The 18,816-nt window shown below is 36.6% G+C and carries 15 protein-coding genes; 8 read left to right on the top strand and 7 right to left on the bottom strand.

Annotation, left to right across the window (positions count from 1 at the left end; translation table 11 throughout):
• Positions 1-38 precede the first annotated feature (38 nt).
• Positions 39-278 (top strand): hypothetical protein, encoded by a 240-nt coding sequence (locus C8C87_RS13885; protein ID WP_121342992.1) that lies wholly within the window; start codon positions 39-41, stop codon positions 276-278.
• Positions 275-946 carry an ATP-binding cassette domain-containing protein gene (locus tag C8C87_RS13880; protein ID WP_121342991.1) on the top strand — a complete coding sequence of 224 codons (672 nt, stop codon included), beginning with the start codon at positions 275-277 and terminating at the stop codon, positions 944-946. Before C8C87_RS13885 ends, C8C87_RS13880 begins: the two co-directional genes overlap by 4 nt.
• Here C8C87_RS13880 and C8C87_RS13875 read toward each other — a convergent pair.
• The 3 genes from C8C87_RS13875 to C8C87_RS13865 form a co-directional block, all read right to left on the bottom strand.
• Complete coding sequence (locus C8C87_RS13875; protein WP_121342990.1) at positions 943-1,725, bottom strand: alpha/beta fold hydrolase; 783 nt, start codon at positions 1,723-1,725, stop codon at positions 943-945. The genes C8C87_RS13880 and C8C87_RS13875 overlap by 4 nt on opposite strands.
• A gap of 135 nt (positions 1,726-1,860) precedes the next feature.
• A complete protein-coding gene (locus tag C8C87_RS13870; RefSeq protein WP_113664899.1) occupies positions 1,861-2,661 on the bottom strand; it encodes a TIGR00266 family protein in 801 nt (266 codons plus the stop codon).
• A 386-nt stretch (positions 2,662-3,047) separates the two neighbouring features.
• A complete protein-coding gene (locus tag C8C87_RS13865; protein WP_121342989.1) occupies positions 3,048-4,340 on the bottom strand; it encodes an aminopeptidase P family protein in 1,293 nt (430 codons plus the stop codon).
• A gap of 217 nt (positions 4,341-4,557) precedes the next feature.
• Between C8C87_RS13865 and C8C87_RS13860 the strand changes: the two genes are divergently transcribed.
• On the top strand, positions 4,558-7,395 hold the full coding sequence (locus C8C87_RS13860; protein WP_121342988.1) for a sialidase family protein: 2,838 nt from the start codon (positions 4,558-4,560) through the stop codon (positions 7,393-7,395).
• A 72-nt stretch (positions 7,396-7,467) separates the two neighbouring features.
• Here the strand turns inward: C8C87_RS13860 and aceA are convergent, their stop codons facing one another.
• Both aceA and aceB read right to left on the bottom strand, forming a co-directional pair.
• On the bottom strand, positions 7,468-8,748 hold the full coding sequence (gene aceA, locus C8C87_RS13855; RefSeq protein WP_121342987.1) for an isocitrate lyase: 1,281 nt from the start codon (positions 8,746-8,748) through the stop codon (positions 7,468-7,470).
• A gap of 47 nt (positions 8,749-8,795) precedes the next feature.
• Positions 8,796-10,397, bottom strand: a complete 1,602-nt coding sequence (aceB, locus tag C8C87_RS13850; protein ID WP_121342986.1) for a malate synthase A — start codon at positions 10,395-10,397, stop codon at positions 8,796-8,798.
• A gap of 118 nt (positions 10,398-10,515) precedes the next feature.
• Here aceB and C8C87_RS13845 point away from each other — a divergent pair, with 118 nt between their 5' ends.
• Positions 10,516-11,997: a helix-turn-helix domain-containing protein gene (locus tag C8C87_RS13845; protein WP_121342985.1), complete on the top strand. Its 1,482-nt coding sequence runs from the start codon at positions 10,516-10,518 to the stop codon at positions 11,995-11,997.
• Positions 11,998-12,073: 76 nt separating this feature from the next.
• On the opposite strand, the gene C8C87_RS13840 is transcribed toward C8C87_RS13845, so the two are convergent.
• Positions 12,074-13,435 (bottom strand): hydroxymethylglutaryl-CoA synthase family protein, encoded by a 1,362-nt coding sequence (locus C8C87_RS13840; protein ID WP_121342984.1) that lies wholly within the window; start codon positions 13,433-13,435, stop codon positions 12,074-12,076.
• Between the two features lie 369 nt (positions 13,436-13,804).
• Between C8C87_RS13840 and C8C87_RS13835 the strand changes: the two genes are divergently transcribed.
• The 3 genes from C8C87_RS13835 to C8C87_RS13825 all read left to right on the top strand — a co-directional run bounded on the left by C8C87_RS13835 (position 13,805) and on the right by C8C87_RS13825 (position 17,316).
• Positions 13,805-14,470: a succinate dehydrogenase cytochrome b subunit gene (locus C8C87_RS13835; RefSeq protein ID WP_099714165.1), complete on the top strand. Its 666-nt coding sequence runs from the start codon at positions 13,805-13,807 to the stop codon at positions 14,468-14,470.
• A 12-nt stretch (positions 14,471-14,482) separates the two neighbouring features.
• Positions 14,483-16,483: a fumarate reductase/succinate dehydrogenase flavoprotein subunit gene (locus C8C87_RS13830; RefSeq protein WP_099714166.1), complete on the top strand. Its 2,001-nt coding sequence runs from the start codon at positions 14,483-14,485 to the stop codon at positions 16,481-16,483.
• 86 nt (positions 16,484-16,569) lie between these two features.
• On the top strand, positions 16,570-17,316 hold the full coding sequence (locus tag C8C87_RS13825) for a succinate dehydrogenase/fumarate reductase iron-sulfur subunit (protein ID WP_099714167.1): 747 nt from the start codon (positions 16,570-16,572) through the stop codon (positions 17,314-17,316).
• A 92-nt stretch (positions 17,317-17,408) separates the two neighbouring features.
• Here C8C87_RS13825 and C8C87_RS13820 read toward each other — a convergent pair whose 3' ends face one another.
• The gene (locus C8C87_RS13820; RefSeq protein ID WP_121342983.1) at positions 17,409-17,972 is read right to left on the bottom strand and encodes a hypothetical protein; all 564 of its coding nucleotides are present in this window, start codon (positions 17,970-17,972) and stop codon (positions 17,409-17,411) included.
• Between the two features lie 71 nt (positions 17,973-18,043).
• Here C8C87_RS13820 and C8C87_RS13815 point away from each other — a divergent pair, with 71 nt between their 5' ends.
• Positions 18,044-18,814 (top strand): nitrilase family protein, encoded by a 771-nt coding sequence (locus tag C8C87_RS13815; RefSeq protein WP_121342982.1) that lies wholly within the window; start codon positions 18,044-18,046, stop codon positions 18,812-18,814.
• Positions 18,815-18,816 lie beyond the last annotated feature (2 nt).

Below are 18,816 nucleotides of genomic sequence, written 5' to 3'. Positions count from 1 at the left end.
ACATCTTTGAGTTTTACAAAAGTACATTGACGATAAACATGTCAATAAGTGTTTTGGCATGGGTTTTTGGAGGGTTTGAAACCTTCAAATACGTGCTTATTATTTTTGGTTTCTTCATCAGTATTTTGATAAAAGAAGTAAATGCCAAAAATGAATACCTGTTTTATTACAACAACGGAATCTCAAAAATGCATTTGTTTGTGTATGGTTTTCTGATGAATTTTGTTTTTTCGATGGTGCTGATTTTAGTCATTAATGTAGTACTGAAACTCGTATGACTAAAAATATTTTAGAAGTAGACAGTGTTCAAAAACAATATGATGGAAAAATCATAGTTTCCGATGTGTATTTGAAATGTGAAACCACAGATATCATTGGTGTTTTAGGAAGAAATGGTTCCGGAAAATCGACCTTGTTGAAAATCATTTTCGGAATTGTAACTGCCGATTTTAAATTTGTTCGGGTGGATGGTATCGTGAAATCAAAAACCAGCGAGTTGCTAAATGAAATTAGTTATTTGCCTCAAGATAATTTTATTCCAAATTCATTCTCGATAAAAAAGACCATTCAATTGTCTATAGCCAAAGAGAAATTACAGGATTTTTATGATGATGAAATGATTCAATCGATGTTGAGCAAAAAAATAAAGCATTTATCCGGCGGAGAATTACGGTATTTAGAGATTAAATTAATCCTGAATAATGCGGCAAAATTTGTTCTGTTAGATGAGCCTTACAATGGTTTGTCGCCCATAATGATTGAAAAAATAAATGAATTAATCACTGTAATGTCCAGTGTAAAAGGTATTATTATCACGGATCATAATTATGAAAATGTGATTAAGGTTTCCACAAAACTAGCGTTGATGAAAGAAGGAAAAATGCACCACTTGAAAGACAAAAGTGAATTGGTGGAAAAAGGATATTTGAAATCAGGAATGATTTAGATGCTTTTGAAAAAAGCGAACAATACGTTTAATAACTCGTCTTGATTCTCAATATGACTCATGTGTCCGTCCGGAAAAGTCACCAGTTTTACTGCAGTGTTTTCTATCTGTTCTTTGGTTTCTTCGTAATTTAAAACAGGATCTTTTTCGCCAAGAATTAATAATTTTGGATAAGGTGTAAGATGTAATAACACTTCCCGATCTTGTCGTATTTTCATTCCTTCCAGTGACGCAACGATTCCTTGAAGCGGTGTCTTTAAAGCTTCTTTTTTTACGCTTTCAATTTCGGATGAAAGTCGTTCTCTGTTGGCTTCGCTGAATAAGTTTGCAATAGAAAGTGAAACAAAATTCATAAAAGATTGTTTTACCGCTTTAATAGCTCGATCCCGATTTGTTTTTCGTTCCTCACTGTCGGCTCTTGCGGTCGAGTTTAATAAAACCAATCCTTTTATAGTGTCAGGATATAATTCGGCGAAAGCTAAGGCGACATAACCGCCCATGGAATGCCCGACAAAAATGGCTTTCCGGATGCGTAATTCCGATAAAACAGCGTGAACCGCATCGGCATTATCTTCCATCGTTTGCACGTAACTCAAACATTCCGTTTCGCCATGTCCCAATAAATCTATAGTAATGACGCGGTTTTTTTTAGCAAACTCCGGAATATAAAAATCCCACATGCCTTTGTTTTCCAAGAAACCATGAAGTAAGACAATAGCGGTTCCTTTCCCGGTATCGGAATAGGAGATGTTAGTGTTTTTAAAGAGAATTTGTTTCAAAATGAAAATTTAGTCTACAAAAGTAACATTTTATTTTTTTAACCATTTAAGTTCATGTAAGCATTACTTTCATTTGCTTAAATGCCTTATATGGTTAAAAAAAAGGCTCCCATTTCTGAAAGCCGTTTATGAAATTTAAAATCGTCTGTCGCCATCGAGCAAACTTCCTAATCCGCCTAATAAACTTCCTTCGTCACGACTGTTTCCGCCAGCTCTCGGAGCAGATGCGATGATTCTGTCAGCGAGTCGGCTGAAAGGCAAGGATTGCACGTAAACTGTTCCCGGACCGCGAAGTGTGGCGTAAAACAAACCTTCGCCTCCAAAAATAGAATTCTTGATGCCACCAATAAACTCAATATCATAATCAACATCTTTGGTAAAACCTACGATACAACCAGTATCTACTTTTAAGATTTCGCCAGCGGCTAATTCTTTTTTGGCTAATGTTCCGCCGGTATGTACAAACGCCATTCCGTCGCCTTCTATTTTTTGCATGATGAAACCTTCGCCACCAAACAATCCACGACCGAGTTTTTTAGAGAATTCGATTCCAACAGAAACACCTTTGGCAGCGCAAAGGAAAGCATCTTTCTGGCAAATGAATTTTCCGTTAAATTGTGTCAAGTCAATTGGGATTATTTTCCCAGGATAAGGTGATGCAAATGAAACTTTGCTTTTGGTATTGTTTTGATTGATAAATGCTGTCATAAAAAGACTTTCGCCTGTTAAAACTCTTTTTCCGGCGCTTAAAAGTTTACCGAACAATCCGTTTTCCTGTCCGGAACCGTCTCCAAAAATGGTTTCCATTTGGATATTATTGTCCATCATCATAAAACTTCCCGCTTCGGCAATTACAATTTCCTGTGGGTCCAATTCTATTTCCACATATTGCATTTCCTCGCCGTAAATGTGGTAGTCTATTTCGTGTGCTTGCATGATTTCTGTGTTTTAAGTTTTTATTTAAAAGTTTTTACCATTAAGAATTTAAGTTTCATTATGAATCAGAGCTTAATTTTTCTTAATGGTTCAAATCACATATTGAATATGTTTTAAAAAATAGTTATTGTTTTAAATAAGTCGGAAGGGTGATTATAAAGTTACAGTTTTACCATGAATTTTGGAATTCGTGTTTTGGAATTATAGATTTTCTCGTTGTAGCGCGCAAGGGATAATAGCGGAAAGCCCACAATGCCGCATTTTTGCGGTGCGAGGACTTATAGCGGATAGCCCGACGCAGCTGGAGTTTACGGAAGCTGGGTTGCGCCCCAAAAAAAAATCGGTTCACATTGCTGTAAACCGATTTGGTTGTATGTTTTAAGGAATTAACTGTTCATTAATTCTTCGATTTCGTCCACTTCAATTGGGATGTTGCGCATCATATTGAAAGGTTCGCCGCTTTCCTGAACGATGATGTTATCCTCCAGACGGATTCCGAAACCTTCTGCAGGAATGTAAATTCCAGGTTCTACGGTGAACACCATATTGGCTTGCATGGGTTCGGTCAGGATTCCGTAATCGTGCGTGTCCAATCCCATGTGGTGGGAAGTTCCGTGCATGAAATATTTTTTATAAGCGGGCCATTCCGGGTTTTCGTTTTGCACATCGGCTTTGTCAATAAGACCTAAACCTAGCAATTCGGAAGTCATTAATTTTCCAACTTCGATATGGTATTGTTTCCAAAGTGTGCCTGTTGTCAGCATTTTGGTCGCTTCGTTTTTTACATTTAAAACGGCATTGTACACTTCTTTTTGTCTTTTGGTATATTTTCCTGAAACTGGAATGGTACGCGTCATGTCACTGGAATAATTGGCATATTCAGCCGCAACATCCAGTAAAATCAAATCACCGGCTTTGCATTGTTGGTTGTTTTCGATGTAGTGCAACACATTGGCATTGTTTCCGGAAGCGATAATTGGCGTGTAAGCAAAACCTCTGGAACGGTTGCGAATGAATTCGTGAATCAGCTCGGCTTCGATTTCGTATTCGGTCACGTTTGGTTTCACGAAAGGCAATAATCTTCTAAAACCAAGCTCCGTAATATTACAGGCTTTTTGGATTAAGTCCAATTCTTCGGTTTCTTTTACGGAGCGAAGACGTTGCAATATCGGATTACTTTTTGCGACAGTATGTGCCGGATATTTCTCTTTCCACCATTTCACAAAACGGGCTTCACGCGTTTCAGTTTCTACAGTGGCACGGTAATGCTCGTTTGTATTGATGTAAATTGTTTCAGCGTGCGTCATCATTTCGAATAAAACTTTTTCGAAATCCTGTAACCAATGTACGGTTCTGATTCCTGTTACTTCAAAAGCACGCTCTTTAGTCAGTTTTTCACCTTCCCAAATTGCAATGTGTTCGCTGGTTTCTTTCAAGAAAACCATTTCTCTTTGGTGCTCGTATGGCGCATCCGGGAAAAGCAATAAAATACTTTCTTCTTGATCTACTCCGCTTAAATAAAAGATATCGCGGTGTTGTGCAAATGGCAAAGTACTATCGGCAGAAACGGGATAAATATCATTAGAATTGAAGATGGCAACGCTTTTTGGCTTCATCTGAGCCATGAATTTTTCTCTATTTTTTATAAATAAATCTCGGTCAATTTGATGATATTTCATTTGTTGATTTTTATTGTTTTTTATTTGTCAAATGGAATTCGCATAAAGCTAAAATTGGTTTTTTATACCATTTTTTTCTGTGCTCATTTCATAACAATTCGTTTTTATACATTGAATATTCAAAAATACTAACTTTGAGAGAAACGGATGTTAATTACACTATAAAATTTTCAGATAACTATTTTTATGATTAATTTTCCAATTCAAATCAGTTTTTATGAAAAAAATAGTACTCTTCTCAGCCCTTATCGTACAAAGTGTTTCTTGGGGACAGGTTTCTACCGAAGCGATTCAGCAATCATTGGAAGCCAAAAAAATAATGGAAAATCAATCGCTTTTTCAGAATGTTGCTTTCGAAAATGTAGGTCCAACGGTGATGAGCGGAAGAGTGGTGGATGTGGATGTAAATCCGGAAAATCCAACCGAGTTTTATGTAGGATATGCTTCGGGTGGACTTTGGTACACGAATAATAACGGAATGAGTTTTTCGCCGGTTATGGATGCGGCACCAACGCAAAATGTAGGTGATATCGCGATAGATTGGAAACGAGGAACGATTTGGGTAGGAACTGGGGAAGTAAATTCGTCCCGATCATCTTATGCAGGAATTGGAGTTTTGAAATCCGAAGATAAAGGAAAGACTTGGCAAAATATGGGATTGCAAGACAGTCATCACATCAGCAGAATCCTGATAAATCCATCAAATCCTGATGAAGTTGTTTTAGGCGCAGTGGGTCATTTGTATTCTAAAAATGAAGAAAGAGGAATTTATAAAACAACAAATGGCGGAAAAACGTGGAGTAAAACCCTTTATATAGACGATGAAACCGGGATTATTGATGTGGCTGTTTCGCCAAAAAACTTCAAAGTTCAATTTGCGGCTTCTTGGAGCAAAGATAGAAAAGCGTGGGATTTTATTGGAAGCGGCGCCACTTCAGGAATTTATAAAAGTGAGGATGCGGGATTGACTTGGAAACTTTTCACGAATGCTGAAAGTGGATTTCCTGTTGGCGAAGGCGTTGGCCGTATTGGTTTAGCGGTGTATGATGATGCAAATGTATATGCCATTTTAGATAACCAATTCAAAAGACCGTTGCAATCCAAAAAAAGCAATTCGTTACCGATTGCGTTTTCAATGCCGGGAGACGAATTCTTGAAATTGCCAAATAAAAGTCTGAATTCTATTTTAAAGAATTACGGTTTAACCGAAAAATACAGAGCCGAAAACATCAAGCATTGGGTTGAAAACGGGTATTTGCAACCTAATGAAGCTGCAAAAGTAGTTCTGGATGCGATAAATAGTTTGGCCGAAACAGAAGTTATTGGAGCCGAAGTATACAAATCAAGTAACGGAGGGAAAAATTGGACGAAGACGCATCAAGATTTTATCGATGATTTCTTTTATTCGTACGGGTATTATTTCAGTGTTATTTCTGTTGATCCAAACGATGTGAATAAAATTTATTTGTCGGGTGTGCCTATTATAAAATCAAATGATGGCGGGAAAACATTCACCTCCATAAGCGAAGAGAATGTTCACGCAGATCATCACGTAGTTTGGGTGAACCCAAATAAATCAGGGCATTTAATTAATGGAAATGACGGCGGTTTGAACATTTCGTATGATGATGGAGCGCATTGGGTGAAAAGTAATTCACATTCCGTAAGTCAGTTTTATGCAGTGAATGTGGATGAGCAAGAACCGTATAATATCTATGGTGGGATGCAGGATAATGGCGTTTGGGTTGGGCCAAGTACTTATAAATATTCATCAGAATGGTACCAAACCGGAAAATATCCATACGAAAATTTGATGGGTGGAGACGGAATGCAAACTCAAATTGACAAAAGAAATCCAAGTATTGTTTACACAGGTTTCCAATTTGGAAATTATTACAGAATTGATCGTGCAAAAAACAAGCGTGATTATATTTCTCCAAAGCCAAAAAAGGACGAAAAGCCATTTCGATTCAATTGGCAAACACCTATTTTATTGTCTTCGCACAACCAAGATATTTTATACATGGGATCTAATTTCTTGCACCGTTCGATGAATCAAGGACAAACTTGGACTGCTATTTCGCCTGATTTGACGCAAGGAGCTAAAGAAGGAAATGTAGCTTTTGGGACCATCGCCGCCATCAGCGAAAGTCAATTGCAGTTTGGTTTGCTGTACACGGGAAGTGATGATGGATTGATTCATGTTTCGAAAGACGGCGGTGCGACTTGGAACAAAATTTCGGGAAATTTACCTCAAAATCGTTGGGTTTCCAGAGTCGTGGCTTCGGCACACAAGAAAGAAAGAGTGTATGCAACTTTAAACGGATATCGAAATGATGATTTCACCAGTTATGTGTATGTGTCGGATGATTTTGGGCAAACCTGGAAAAACATCGCCAATAATTTGCCTGCAAGTCCAGTGAATGTAATTGTGGAAGATAATGTCAACGAGAATGTTTTGTACGTGGGAACGGACAACGGATTGTATGTTTCGTTAAATAAGGGAACAAGCTGGGATGATTTTTCTAGCGGAATTCCAAACGTTGCCGTTCATGATGTAGTGATTCAAAAGAAAGCAAAAGATTTAGTGGTGGGAACTCACGGTCGTTCAGTGTATAAAGTTAATTTAGAGCAAGTGCAACAATTGAATGATAAAGTCATAGCTGAAAATCTTCATGTTTTTGAGCTTAAAAAGATAAAAAAATCAAGAGAATGGGGCAACAGTTGGAGTTCTTGGGCTAAGGCTTCAGAACCAAAAGCAGAGGTTTGGTTTTATTCGAATGAAAATGCAGAAGTGCTTTTGCAAATTGAAAACAGCTTGAAAGAAGTCGTTTATTCTCAGAAGGTAAAAGCTGTAAAAGGATTGAATAAACACATTTATGATCTTTCAATGATTAAAACGACAGCAGATAATTGGAAAAATAAAGACAAAAAACTAAAATTAGAAGCAGCCAAAAGCGGTAAATATTACCTTCCAATTTCAATCAATAAAATAAGTATTCAAAAAGGAAAAGAGAAAGTGGTTACTGATCTTGAAATTATAGAATCAAAATAAACGGTCCTTTTATTTTAAAAACAAAAAACACGATTTCATCTGAAATCGTGTTTTTTTATGGTTGCTATTTTTCTAAAACTGTGCTACTTCTGTAGAATCTTTCATCGCAGTAGTAGAAGATTTTCCTATTGTTACGGTATTTTGTACTGCATCAAAATAGGATGTCCCTACGAAACCTTGGTGTTTTACGGCTTTAAAACCGTGTTTTTGTAAAGCAAATTCTCTTTCCTGCAATTCAGAATAACCTGCCATTCCTCTTTCTTTGTATGCTTTAGACAATTCGAACATGCTAGTGTTCAACGCATGGAATCCTGCTAAAGTGATGAATTGGAATTTGTATCCCATTGAGGCAAGATCTTCTCGGAACGTTTCCATTTCAGCAACTGATAATTTTGCAGCCCAGTTGAAAGATGGCGAACAGTTGTAAGCCAACATTTTTCCTGGGAATTTTGCGTGAATTCCTTCAGCAAATTTTCTTGCGTAATCAAGATCCGGATTGCTGGTTTCCATCCAAATTAAATCAGCATAAGGCGCATAACTCAATCCTCTGTCAATTCCTTGCTCCACACCACAATTTACATAGAAAAAACCTTCTCCAGTTTTTTCACCCGTGATGAATTTAGCATCTCTAGGGTCAATATCGCTAGTTAATAAGTTAGCCGCATCAGCATCTGTACGAGCAACAATCAACGTTGGCGTTCCCATTACGTCAGCTGCTAAACGTGCTGCAATCAATTTGTTGATGGCTTCTTGTGTAGGAACCAAAACTTTCCCGCCTAAGTGTCCACATTTTTTAGCAGAACTCAATTGGTCTTCAAAGTGAACTCCGGCAGCTCCCGCTTCAATCATCGATTTCATTAATTCGAAAGCATTAAGGTTTCCTCCAAAACCGGCTTCGGCATCAGCAACAATAGGAACTAAGTATTGTTTTTTATCGGTTGTTCCGTTTACTACTTGTATTTGGTCTGCTCTCAAAAGCGCATTATTGATTCGTTTTACTACCAATGGAACACTGTTAGCAGGATATAAAGATTGATCAGGATACATTTCGCCGGCTACATTTGCGTCAGCGGCAACTTGCCAACCGCTCAAATAAATAGCGTCTAATCCTGCTTCTACTTCTTGAATCGCTTGGTTTCCGGTAAGTGCGCCAAGTCCGGCTACAAAATCCTGAGAATTTAGTTTGTTCCATAAATTATTGGCTCCAATTCTGGCTACACTGTGCTCTATTTGATAAGAACCTTGCAGTTTCACCACTTCTTCAGCAGTGTAAGGTCGCTCAATGCCATTCCATCTTGGGTTCGTAATCCAGTCGGTAACTAATTCTTGAATTCTTGTTTCTGTAGTTTTCATTTTTCTTTTTTTTTGGTTGTTTGTTAATAGGTATTGCAATTGATTTTTTAAATGTATTTGTATCCTGGAATTGTCAAAAATTCGATAAAATTGTCGTTCACGACCAAAATGTCTAATAATTGTTCGGCCAGTCTGTATTTATGTTTTTCATGATTTTCGTTTCCAACAAGCTTTCTGATTTTCTCAAATTCTTCCATCGCTAGTCGGTGATAATATTTTTCATTCAGTACTTTTTGATTGTCTAAAACCACTTCGTTTTGTAGCCATTGCCACAATTGTGATCTCGAAATTTCAGCAGTAGCGGCATCTTCCATTAAATTGTGTAAGGCTGCGGCACCTTGTCCGTTGAGCCATGAAGCGATATATAAAACGGAAATACTGATGTTTTTTCGAACACCTTCTTCGGTAATGGTCCCTTTTGGAGTTTCCAGTAAATCGCTTTCGGTAACGTGTACGTCTTCTCTTTTTACATGAATCTGATTTTTGGTAGACATATTTTTATCGAATACCGTCATGGCGAGCGAAACCAAATCCGGATGTGCGACCCAAGTGCCGTCATGACCATTTTTAACCTCCCGTTCTTTATCGGCAATTACTTTGTCGAAAGCTATTTTGTTAGCTTCTTCATTGTTTTTTATCGGAATTTGTGCTGCCATTCCCCCAATTGCATGAATATTTCGTTTGTGACATCTTTGAATAACCAATTGGGAATACGCACTCATAAATGGAGAAGTCATCGTCACTTGATCTCTGTTTGGAACTAGGAAAGCCGGATTTTTTCTTAGTTTCTTGATGTATGAAAAGATGTAATCCCATCGTCCGCAATTAAGACCAACAATATGATCTTTCAATTCAAAAATGATTTCGTCCAATTGAAAACTGGCAGTTATGGTTTCGATTAAAACCGTGGCTTTGAATGTTCCGTTTTTCACGCCTAAATATTCCTGCGTGAATTCGAAAACTTCATTCCACCATCTTGCTTCCAGATAATGTTCCAGTTTTGGAATGTAAAAATACGGTGCCGTTCCATCCTCAATAAGTTGTTTGTGATTGTGAAAAGCATACAAACCAAAGTCAATTAAGGAACCTGAGGTTTGTTCTCCATCAATCAAAATATTTTTCTCAGGTAAATGCAAACCTCTTGGTCGAACAATCAGTACGGCAGTTTCGTTGTTTAGACTGTATTTTTTATTTTTCACAGTGTCCTCAAGAGTGATGGTTTTATTCACCGCATCTTTCAGGTTTTGCTGTCCTGTCATTAAGTTGCTCCAAGTAGGAGAAGTGCTGTCTTCAAAATCAGCCATGAAAGTTTTTGCTCCTGAATTCAATGCATTGATGACCATTTTTCTATCGACCGGTCCGGTTATTTCGACTCTTCGGTCTAATAAATCCTCTGGAGTTTTTGCAGCTTCCCAATTACTTTCTCTGATGCTTTTTGTTTCAGAAGGAAATGTTGGTAACGCGCCTACATCAAATAAATGCTGTTGATTTTTTCTTTCGGCTAATAGCAAAAGTCTTTTGTCATTGAATCTGTGATGCAATTCCGTTATTAAATCAATAGCGTCATCCGTCAAAATTGCTGGATAATGCTCTTTCGTTTCAGGTGAAAACTGTAACGATTTTTCGGTTGTTTCAATAATATCTTTCATGGTTAAAATGTTTTACACGACAATGTTACAAAAAGTTTTTTACAAAACAAGCGAACGTACGCTAAAAATGAAAAATATTTTTTTTGGCGAAAATATTTTTTTAGTATATCTTTGAGATATGAACATAGAAAAGGATTATATCAAGTTAATTTTTGGATTAAAACTGAAGCAGGCTCGCACCAATAAGAATCTGTCATTATTTGGTTTGGCAAAAATCACGGACCTTTCAAAATCGTATTTGAACGAAATTGAAAAAGGAAAAAAATATCCTAAAACGGATAAAATCATTCTGTTGTCTGAAAAACTGGATGTTTCTTATGACAATATGGTTTCGTTGAAACTGGATAATAATTTGGCACCTATTGGAGAAATCCTGAAATCTGGGATTCTAAAAGAGATTCCTCTGGAGATTTTCGGGATTCAGGAAAATGATCTTATCGATATTATTGCCAATGCTCCTGCAAAAGTCAATGCGTTTATCAGTACGATTATTGAGATTGCGCAACATTATAATTTGACAAGAGAGAGTTTCTTTTTGGCTTCGTTGCGTTCGTATCAAGAAGCGCATACAAACTATTTTGAAGATTTAGAGCAGAGAGTGTTGCAGTTTTCCAAAGCGTTTCATGTAAATATTGACACCAAGATTTCGATTGAAGAATTAACGGCAATATTAATTGAGGAATACGGGTATACGATAAAAGAACTCGTTTTTTCTGAGCAAGAACAATTGGGAGATTTGAGATCGATATTTGTGCCAAAAAGCAAGACGCTATTGCTTTCATTAGATATTGACGAGCCTCAAAAGGCATTTATTCTAGCCAAAGAAATTGCGTATAATTACCTTGAAATCACCGAAAGGTTATATACGTTCAGCTGGATTAAATTTGATAATTTTGACCAAGTCCTGAATAATTTTTATGCTTCCTATTTTGCCGGAGCGTTGCTTATTCCAAGGCAAAAATTGATAGATGAACTGAATTTATTTTTGTCAAAAACTGACCCGAAGCCTCAAGAAATGATTGCTTTGATGAGCGGATTTAATGTTTCGCCAGAATCGTTCTATCAAAGGCTGACTAATATTTTGCCAAAAGACTTTCAGTTAAAAAACCTCTTTTTCCTACGATTGTCTCATCAGATAGGAACGGACACGTATCAGATAAAAAAGGAATTACACATTACCAATCAGCAGGAACCGCATGCGAATGAAATGAATGAACATTACTGCCGAAGATGGGTTTCTATACGCACGATTGAGGAATCTTTGAGGCAAAAGAAAAATCACTTTTTTGATGCGCAAATTTCCAGTTATGAAAATAGTAAAAATGAATATCTTGTTTTTTCATCGGCAACGCCGGATCCGTTTAAGGTAGATTGTATTCGTAGTATTTCGGTAGGGATATTGATTACACCTGGAATGAAGAAAAAAATCAAGTTTATCGAAAATGATTCGATCAAGAGACAGGTTGTTGGGGTTACCTGCGAAACTTGTGCTGTTAAAAATTGTTTGGAAAGAGCTTCGCCTCCAATTCATTTAGAGCAAAAAATGCGCAATGAAAACACAGATTTAATTGTGCAGCAATACATGACAAAATTCAGTTAAACATATTCTGTATTTAAATGAAAAAGCACCGAAAGTTCAGCTATGAATTGTCGGTGCTTTTTTGTTTAAGTAAAAATTAATCCACCCATTTGTAATAACGAGCGCCAATTAAATTTGGGATTTCATTTTCAATTCGGTCCAAAGTCCATTCGTTTTTAGGCGTTTGAATGCTGTTTTTTTGCTCCTTTTTATGTAGTTTGTTGTAGGTGTCAAAATCAATTTCGAAGCTTTTTTCTATTGTTTCAAAAAGATTGACACCAGCAATTGCTAATTTCCAGTCCGGTTGAATAGTTCCTTCAAAAACTTTCGATTTTGAACCGCTTCCATACGCCAGAAAACCAAATGTGCTGCCGCTTATTTCTTTTTCAGTATCGTAAAAATGAGCCAAAGTTGATAGTAATCCCATGAAAATAGAACCTGTGTATAGATTTCCAATTAATGAAGAAGCAATTTCTGCGGGCATTAATTTTTCGTTTACAAATTCCTTGTAGGCTTCTGATTTACTGATTTCTTTTAGTTTATTTTGGTATTCTGATGCGTCTTCATCACCGGAAATAATTGTTTTGGAAGCGTCCAAAGCATATATTTCAGATAACATTCGGCGTCCCTGAAAAGCATAAGGCAAATGCATGACGATGCTTTTCCAGGAATCGTAAACAGTTTCGGTGGTGTTTTTTAATTTTTTGAATGAAAAATACGCATCTCTGGTTCTGTCCATGTAACATTGATTCGAATATTGTCCGTCAAAAACAGGTTGGTCTTTGTGAATTTCAACTTCACTTTCTAAATTTTCAAACCAAGGTTCGTTAGTTGAATTTCCTGTAATTGCTGTTTTCGAAATCGTTCGGTATGGTTTGAAAAAGTCAAAAACTCCTTTTGTGCTGGTTGCCCAATTGTTTTCGAAAGCAATGATTCTTGGATTTGCAGTAATCAACATTGCCAAAGCTCCGGCGCCTTGCGTGTATTCTCCGGTAGAGTTTAAATCGTATTTTGCAAAATCAGTTGTGACAACAATTGCTTTTTTTGTTGGATTCAATGTTACAAAATCAATACAGTTTTGCATGGCATCAACTCCGCCAATACAGGCAAATGTAAAATCAACCACATCGCATTCTGACAAAGTATTTTCTCCAAATTTTTGTTCCATCAATGCAATCAAAAATGAGCTTATTGGTTTTGAGCTGTCAATGGCGCTTTCGGTTCCCACATAAATTCGGGCGATTTCATTGAGGTTGATGTTGTTGTCTGAGATTAATTTTGTTAATGCATTGGCGCCAAAAACAACTGTATCTTGATGTGTGTCCGGCAATGTCATTTTGATTAAACCCAGTCCTTTTTCTAGTTTTTCGGGTTCGATATTTCTGGCTTTTGCCAAAGTGTTTATAGGTAAATGTATTTTTGCAACATCAAAAGAGATGGCGTCAATTCCTGTTTTCATTCTTCAATTTTTAACGTGTAAAGTTAAAAACGCATTGTCTCGATACAATTATTTTAGGGACATAAAATCATCGCGCCGGGTGTTTTTATTGATTTGGAAATAAAGAACAATAAAAATTATTGAATTAGTAATTTCAGGATGTTTGAGGACTGGTTTTCGGTCAATTTCGTGGCGTATTATTTAAGATTTTTTTCTTTTTTGTTTAACTGTTTTTCGGGCTGTTTTTGGATTTATGTTTGATATTTAAGGATTTCTTGATATTTTGTGTAAAACACTTTAAAATCATTATAAATAACAGCGAAAAGGTTGTAGTTACTGTCTAATTGCTTTATTTTTGTAGAATTTTTTAAAACAAATTATATAAATCTTATGGCAAAATCTGCATTATTGAAATCGTCAATAGCAAAAAAAGTAGCTATGGCACTTTCAGGACTTTTTTTGATGTTGTTTCTAGCACAGCATTTTTTTATCAATATGACATCGGTTTTTAGTTCCGATACTTTTAATTCGATTTCTCATTTTATGGGAAATAATCCATTAGTTCAATTCGTAATACAACCTATTTTGATTGTAGGAGTGGTTTTTCACTTTATCATGGGTTTTGTTTTGGATTTCAAAAACAGAAGTGCCAGACCAATTGCATATGCAAAGAACAACGGAGCGGCAAATTCTTCTTGGGCATCAAGAAACATGATTATTTCCGGTTCAGTTATTTTAGCGTTTTTGGCATTGCATTTTTACGATTTTTGGGTTCCTGAAATGGTGTACAAATATGTAGATGTTAGTCCATTGGATGAAACTAGGTATTTTCATGAGCTAGTGGCGAAATTTGAAAGTCCAGTTCGTACAGGATTGTATATCTTGTCTTTTGTATTGTTAGCGGTACACTTAAACCATGGATTTAGTTCTTCTTTTCAATCAGTAGGATTTAATAATAAATATTCTAAAGGATTGAAAAATTTCGGATTAGGATTTGCTTATGTGGTTCCTTTCGGATTTATTTTTATTGCGCTTTTTCATCATTTCAATCATTAATATTCAATTATAATGGCATTAGATTCAAAAATTCCGAATGGTCCAATTGCGGACAAATGGACAAATTATAAAGATCATATTAATTTAGTAAACCCTGCTAACAAACGTAATTTAGATGTAATTATAGTTGGTACAGGTCTTGCTGGAGGTTCTGCTGCTGCAACTTTAGCAGAATTAGGATATAACGTAAAAGCTTTTTGCTTTCAAGATTCACCACGTCGTGCACACTCAATTGCTGCACAAGGGGGAATTAACGCTGCAAAAAATTATAAAGGAGACGGAGACTCTGTTCACAGATTGTTTTATGATACTGTAAAAGGTGGAGATTACCGTGCTCGTGAGGCTAACGTACACCGTTTGGCTGAAGTTTCGTCTAATATTATTGACCAATGTGTGGCACAAGGTGTTCCATTGGCTCGTGAATATGGAGGATTGTTAGACAATCGTTCTTTTGGAGGAACTTTGGTTTCTCGTACTTTTTATGCACAGGGACAAACAGGCCAACAATTGCTTTTGGGTGCTTACTCAGCAATGAACCGTCAAATAGGTCGTGGAAAAGTAAAAATGTACAACCGTCACGAAATGTTGGATTTAGTAGTCGTAAACGGAAAAGCAAGAGGAATTATCGCTCGTAACTTAGTTACCGGAGAAATAGAAAGACACTCTGCTCATGCTGTTGTTATTGCTTCTGGAGGATACGGAAACGTTTTCTTCTTGTCAACCAATGCAATGGGATCTAATGCTACTGCAGCTTGGAAAATTCACAAAAAAGGGGCTTTCTTCGCAAATCCTTGCTACACACAAATTCACCCAACTTGTATTCCAGTTTCTGGAGAACACCAATCGAAATTGACATTAATGTCAGAATCATTGCGTAATGATGGGCGTATCTGGGTTCCTGCAAAATTAGAAGATGCGCAAGCTATTCGTGAAGGAAAGAAAAAAGCAACCGATTTATCAGAAGCGGAAAGAGATTATTTCTTAGAAAGAAGGTATCCTGCTTTTGGTAACTTAGTACCTCGTGATGTAGCTTCTCGTGCTGCCAAAGAAAGATGTGATGCTGGTTTTGGAGTAAATAAAACAGGAGAAGCAGTTTATTTGGATTTTGCCGCAGCTATTCAACGTTACGGAAATGAGCAAGCTTATGTAAAAGGATTGGATACTAAGGACACTAAATTAGTTACTAAATTAGGTACTGAACTTGTAAAAAGTAAATACGGGAACTTGTTCCAAATGTATTATAAAATTGTAGATGAGGATCCTTATACTTCTCCAATGATGATTTACCCTGCGGTACATTATACAATGGGTGGTACTTGGGTTGATTATAACTTACAAACTACAATTCCGGGTTGTTTCTCTATTGGGGAATCAAACTTCTCAGATCACGGAGCTAACAGACTTGGAGCTTCGGCTTTGATGCAAGGTTTAGCTGATGGCTATTTTGTATTGCCTTATACAATAGGTGATTATTTAGCTCCAGATATTAAAATGGGAACAATTTCTACAGATTTACCTGAGTTCGTAGCTGCTGAGAAAGCGGTTAAAGACCAGATTGATAAATTCATGAACAATAACGGAACACATTCAGTTGACTATTTTCATAAGAAATTAGGAAAAATTATGTGGGACAAAGTAGGAATGGCTCGTAATGAAAAAGGACTTAATGAAGCAATTGTAGAAATTGCTGCTTTACGTGAAGAGTTTTACAAAGATGTTAAAGTTCCTGGAACGGATAAAGGTTTCAATCAAGAATTAGAAAAAGCGACTCGTGTTGCCGATTTCCTTGAATTGGGTGAATTGTTCGCTAAAGATGCCTTACATCGTAATGAATCTTGTGGAGGACATTTCCGTGAAGAATACCAAACCGAAGAAGGTGAAGCGCAACGTGACGATGAAAATTTCGCTTACGTGGCAGCATGGGAATACACTGGAAAACCAAGTGAAGCTGTTTTGCATAAAGAGCCGTTGGTATTTGATAACGTGAAATTAGTTCAAAGAAGTTATAAATAATAGTCTATTGTCTAACGTCTAAAAGTCAAATGGCTCAATGTCAATCGACTTTCGACTTTCGACTTTATGATTTTCAAACTAAAAATATGAAACTTACATTAAAAATATGGCGTCAGAAAAATGCCGCTGCAGAAGGAAAAATAGTTGAATATCCGATAGATCATATTGAACCAGACATGTCGTTTCTTGAAATGCTTGACATTTTAAATGACGAACTAATCATGAAAGGGGATGAGCCAGTTGCATTTGATCACGATTGTCGCGAAGGAATTTGCGGAATGTGTTCTTTGTACATCAATGGTGAAGCTCACGGACCGGACAGAGGTGTTACAACGTGTCAATTGCACATGAGAATGTTCAAGGATGGTGATACTATTTTTATCGAGCCATTCAGAGCTAAAGCTTTTCCTGTAATTAAAGATTTAGTTGTTGACAGAAGTTCTTTTGACAGAATTCAACATGCTGGAGGATTTATATCTGTAAATACATCTGGAAATACAATTGACGCAAATACAATTCCAATTAACAAGAAAGATGCTGATACTGCTTTTGATTCAGCTGCTTGTATCGGTTGTGGAGCTTGTGTAGCGAGTTGTAAAAACTCATCGGCAATGTTATTTGTTGCTGCTAAAGTATCTCAATATGCTTTGTTACCACAAGGACGAATTGAAGCTACTGACAGGGTTTTAAACATGGTGAGCCAAATGGATGCCGAAGGTTTTGGTAACTGTACTAATACTGGAGCTTGTGAAGTAGAATGTCCAAAAGGAATTTCTCTTGAAAATATTGCTCGTATGAACAGAGAGTATATGTCAGCGAGTTTGAAAGGATAATAGTATTCTTTAAGAATATAAAGTTAAAGAAAACGCATTCATTAAGTTGAATGCGTTTTTTTTATGACTAAATGTTAGGTTTCAGCATTTGTTTAGTCTTTCCATCCCCAAGGTGCGGAAGGTGTTGGAACTGCTTTTGTAATGTCAAATTTTACGGTAAACAATCGGTCTGAACCAATGCGTCTTAGATTATAAGTAAAAGAAGTTTCGTCTAAAGTAATCCACCAGACATTTGCAGCGGCATTTGGGATTAAATCACAAGTTTGTTGATCTGCCGGAAAAAACTGAAGTGTAGATGAACCAGAATTAGAAGTTGTTCCGCCGTATTGTGTCACTTTGTCCTCGGAACCATCTTCGTGGCGGTGGTCGTGTTTCAATTGAATACGGTCATTTTTGTATGTTAATACCCAAGTTCTGGATTTATCCTCTCCTACAAAAAACGGAATCCGAATCGTGTTTTCGTCACAATTTCGAATGTGCATTACTAGTTTTTTATCTCGAAAAGTGTCATTGGCAGCGCCTTCTTTTACTTCGCCTTCAAATGATTTGCCGCATTGTTTTTGTAAATTTTCCCAAAATTGTTTAGCTCCTGATTTTTCTTGTCCAAAAATCAGAATAGAACATAACAGTGAGCAGACTAGAAGTATCTTTTTCATAAAGTTGTTTTTTGCTAATATAATGAACTTATGGTATTGTGATATTTCTTATTTTTATAAAAAATAAAACAATGCAAGTCATCCTTATCCAAGCTCCTTTAATTTGGGAGAATCCAAAGTTAAATCGCGATTATTTTGAGACCAAAATAAATGAAATTGTTTCGGCAGTTGATTTAATTGTATTGCCGGAAATGTTTACGAGCGGTTTTACAATGAGTCCGGAAAATGTTGCTGAAACAATGCAAGGCGAAACAATAACTTGGCTTAAAGGATTGGCGAAAGCCAGAAACTGTGCCATTACAGGAAGCTTAGTTATAGTGGAAAACGGAAATTTCTACAATCGATTAGTGTTTGTATTTCCTTCCGGAGAAATGCAATTTTATGATAAAAGGCATTTGTTTACTTTGGCTGGCGAAGACAAAGTCTATACAAGTGGGGACCAAAAAACAGTTGTGGATTATTTGGGTTGGAAAATCTGTCCGTTGATTTGTTATGATTTACGATTTCCTGCTTTTTCCAGAAATTCAGAGGATTATGACGTGTTGATTTATGTGGCAAGTTGGCCAAAAATCAGAACAAATGCTTGGGATGCTTTATTGAAAGCCCGAGCGATAGAGAACATGAGTTATGCGATTGGTGTGAATAGAATAGGAACTGATGCGAATAATTATGAATATATTGGTCACTCGCAAGCAGTCGATTTTCTTGGAAACTATGTCTTGGCACCAGAAGAATCGGAAGGTTTATTTTCAGTGGTTTTAGACAAAGAAAAAATGCTGGAAACCAGACAAAAATTAGGTTTTTTGAACGACAGAGATGCTTTTGAAATAAAAAACAGATAATT

The sequence above is a fragment of the Flavobacterium sp. 120 genome (assembly GCF_003633605.1).
Taxonomy (GTDB): domain Bacteria; phylum Bacteroidota; class Bacteroidia; order Flavobacteriales; family Flavobacteriaceae; genus Flavobacterium; species Flavobacterium algoritolerans.
The sequence above is the reverse complement of the archived record's forward strand: the minus strand, read 5'-3'. Positions and strand labels throughout refer to the sequence as shown.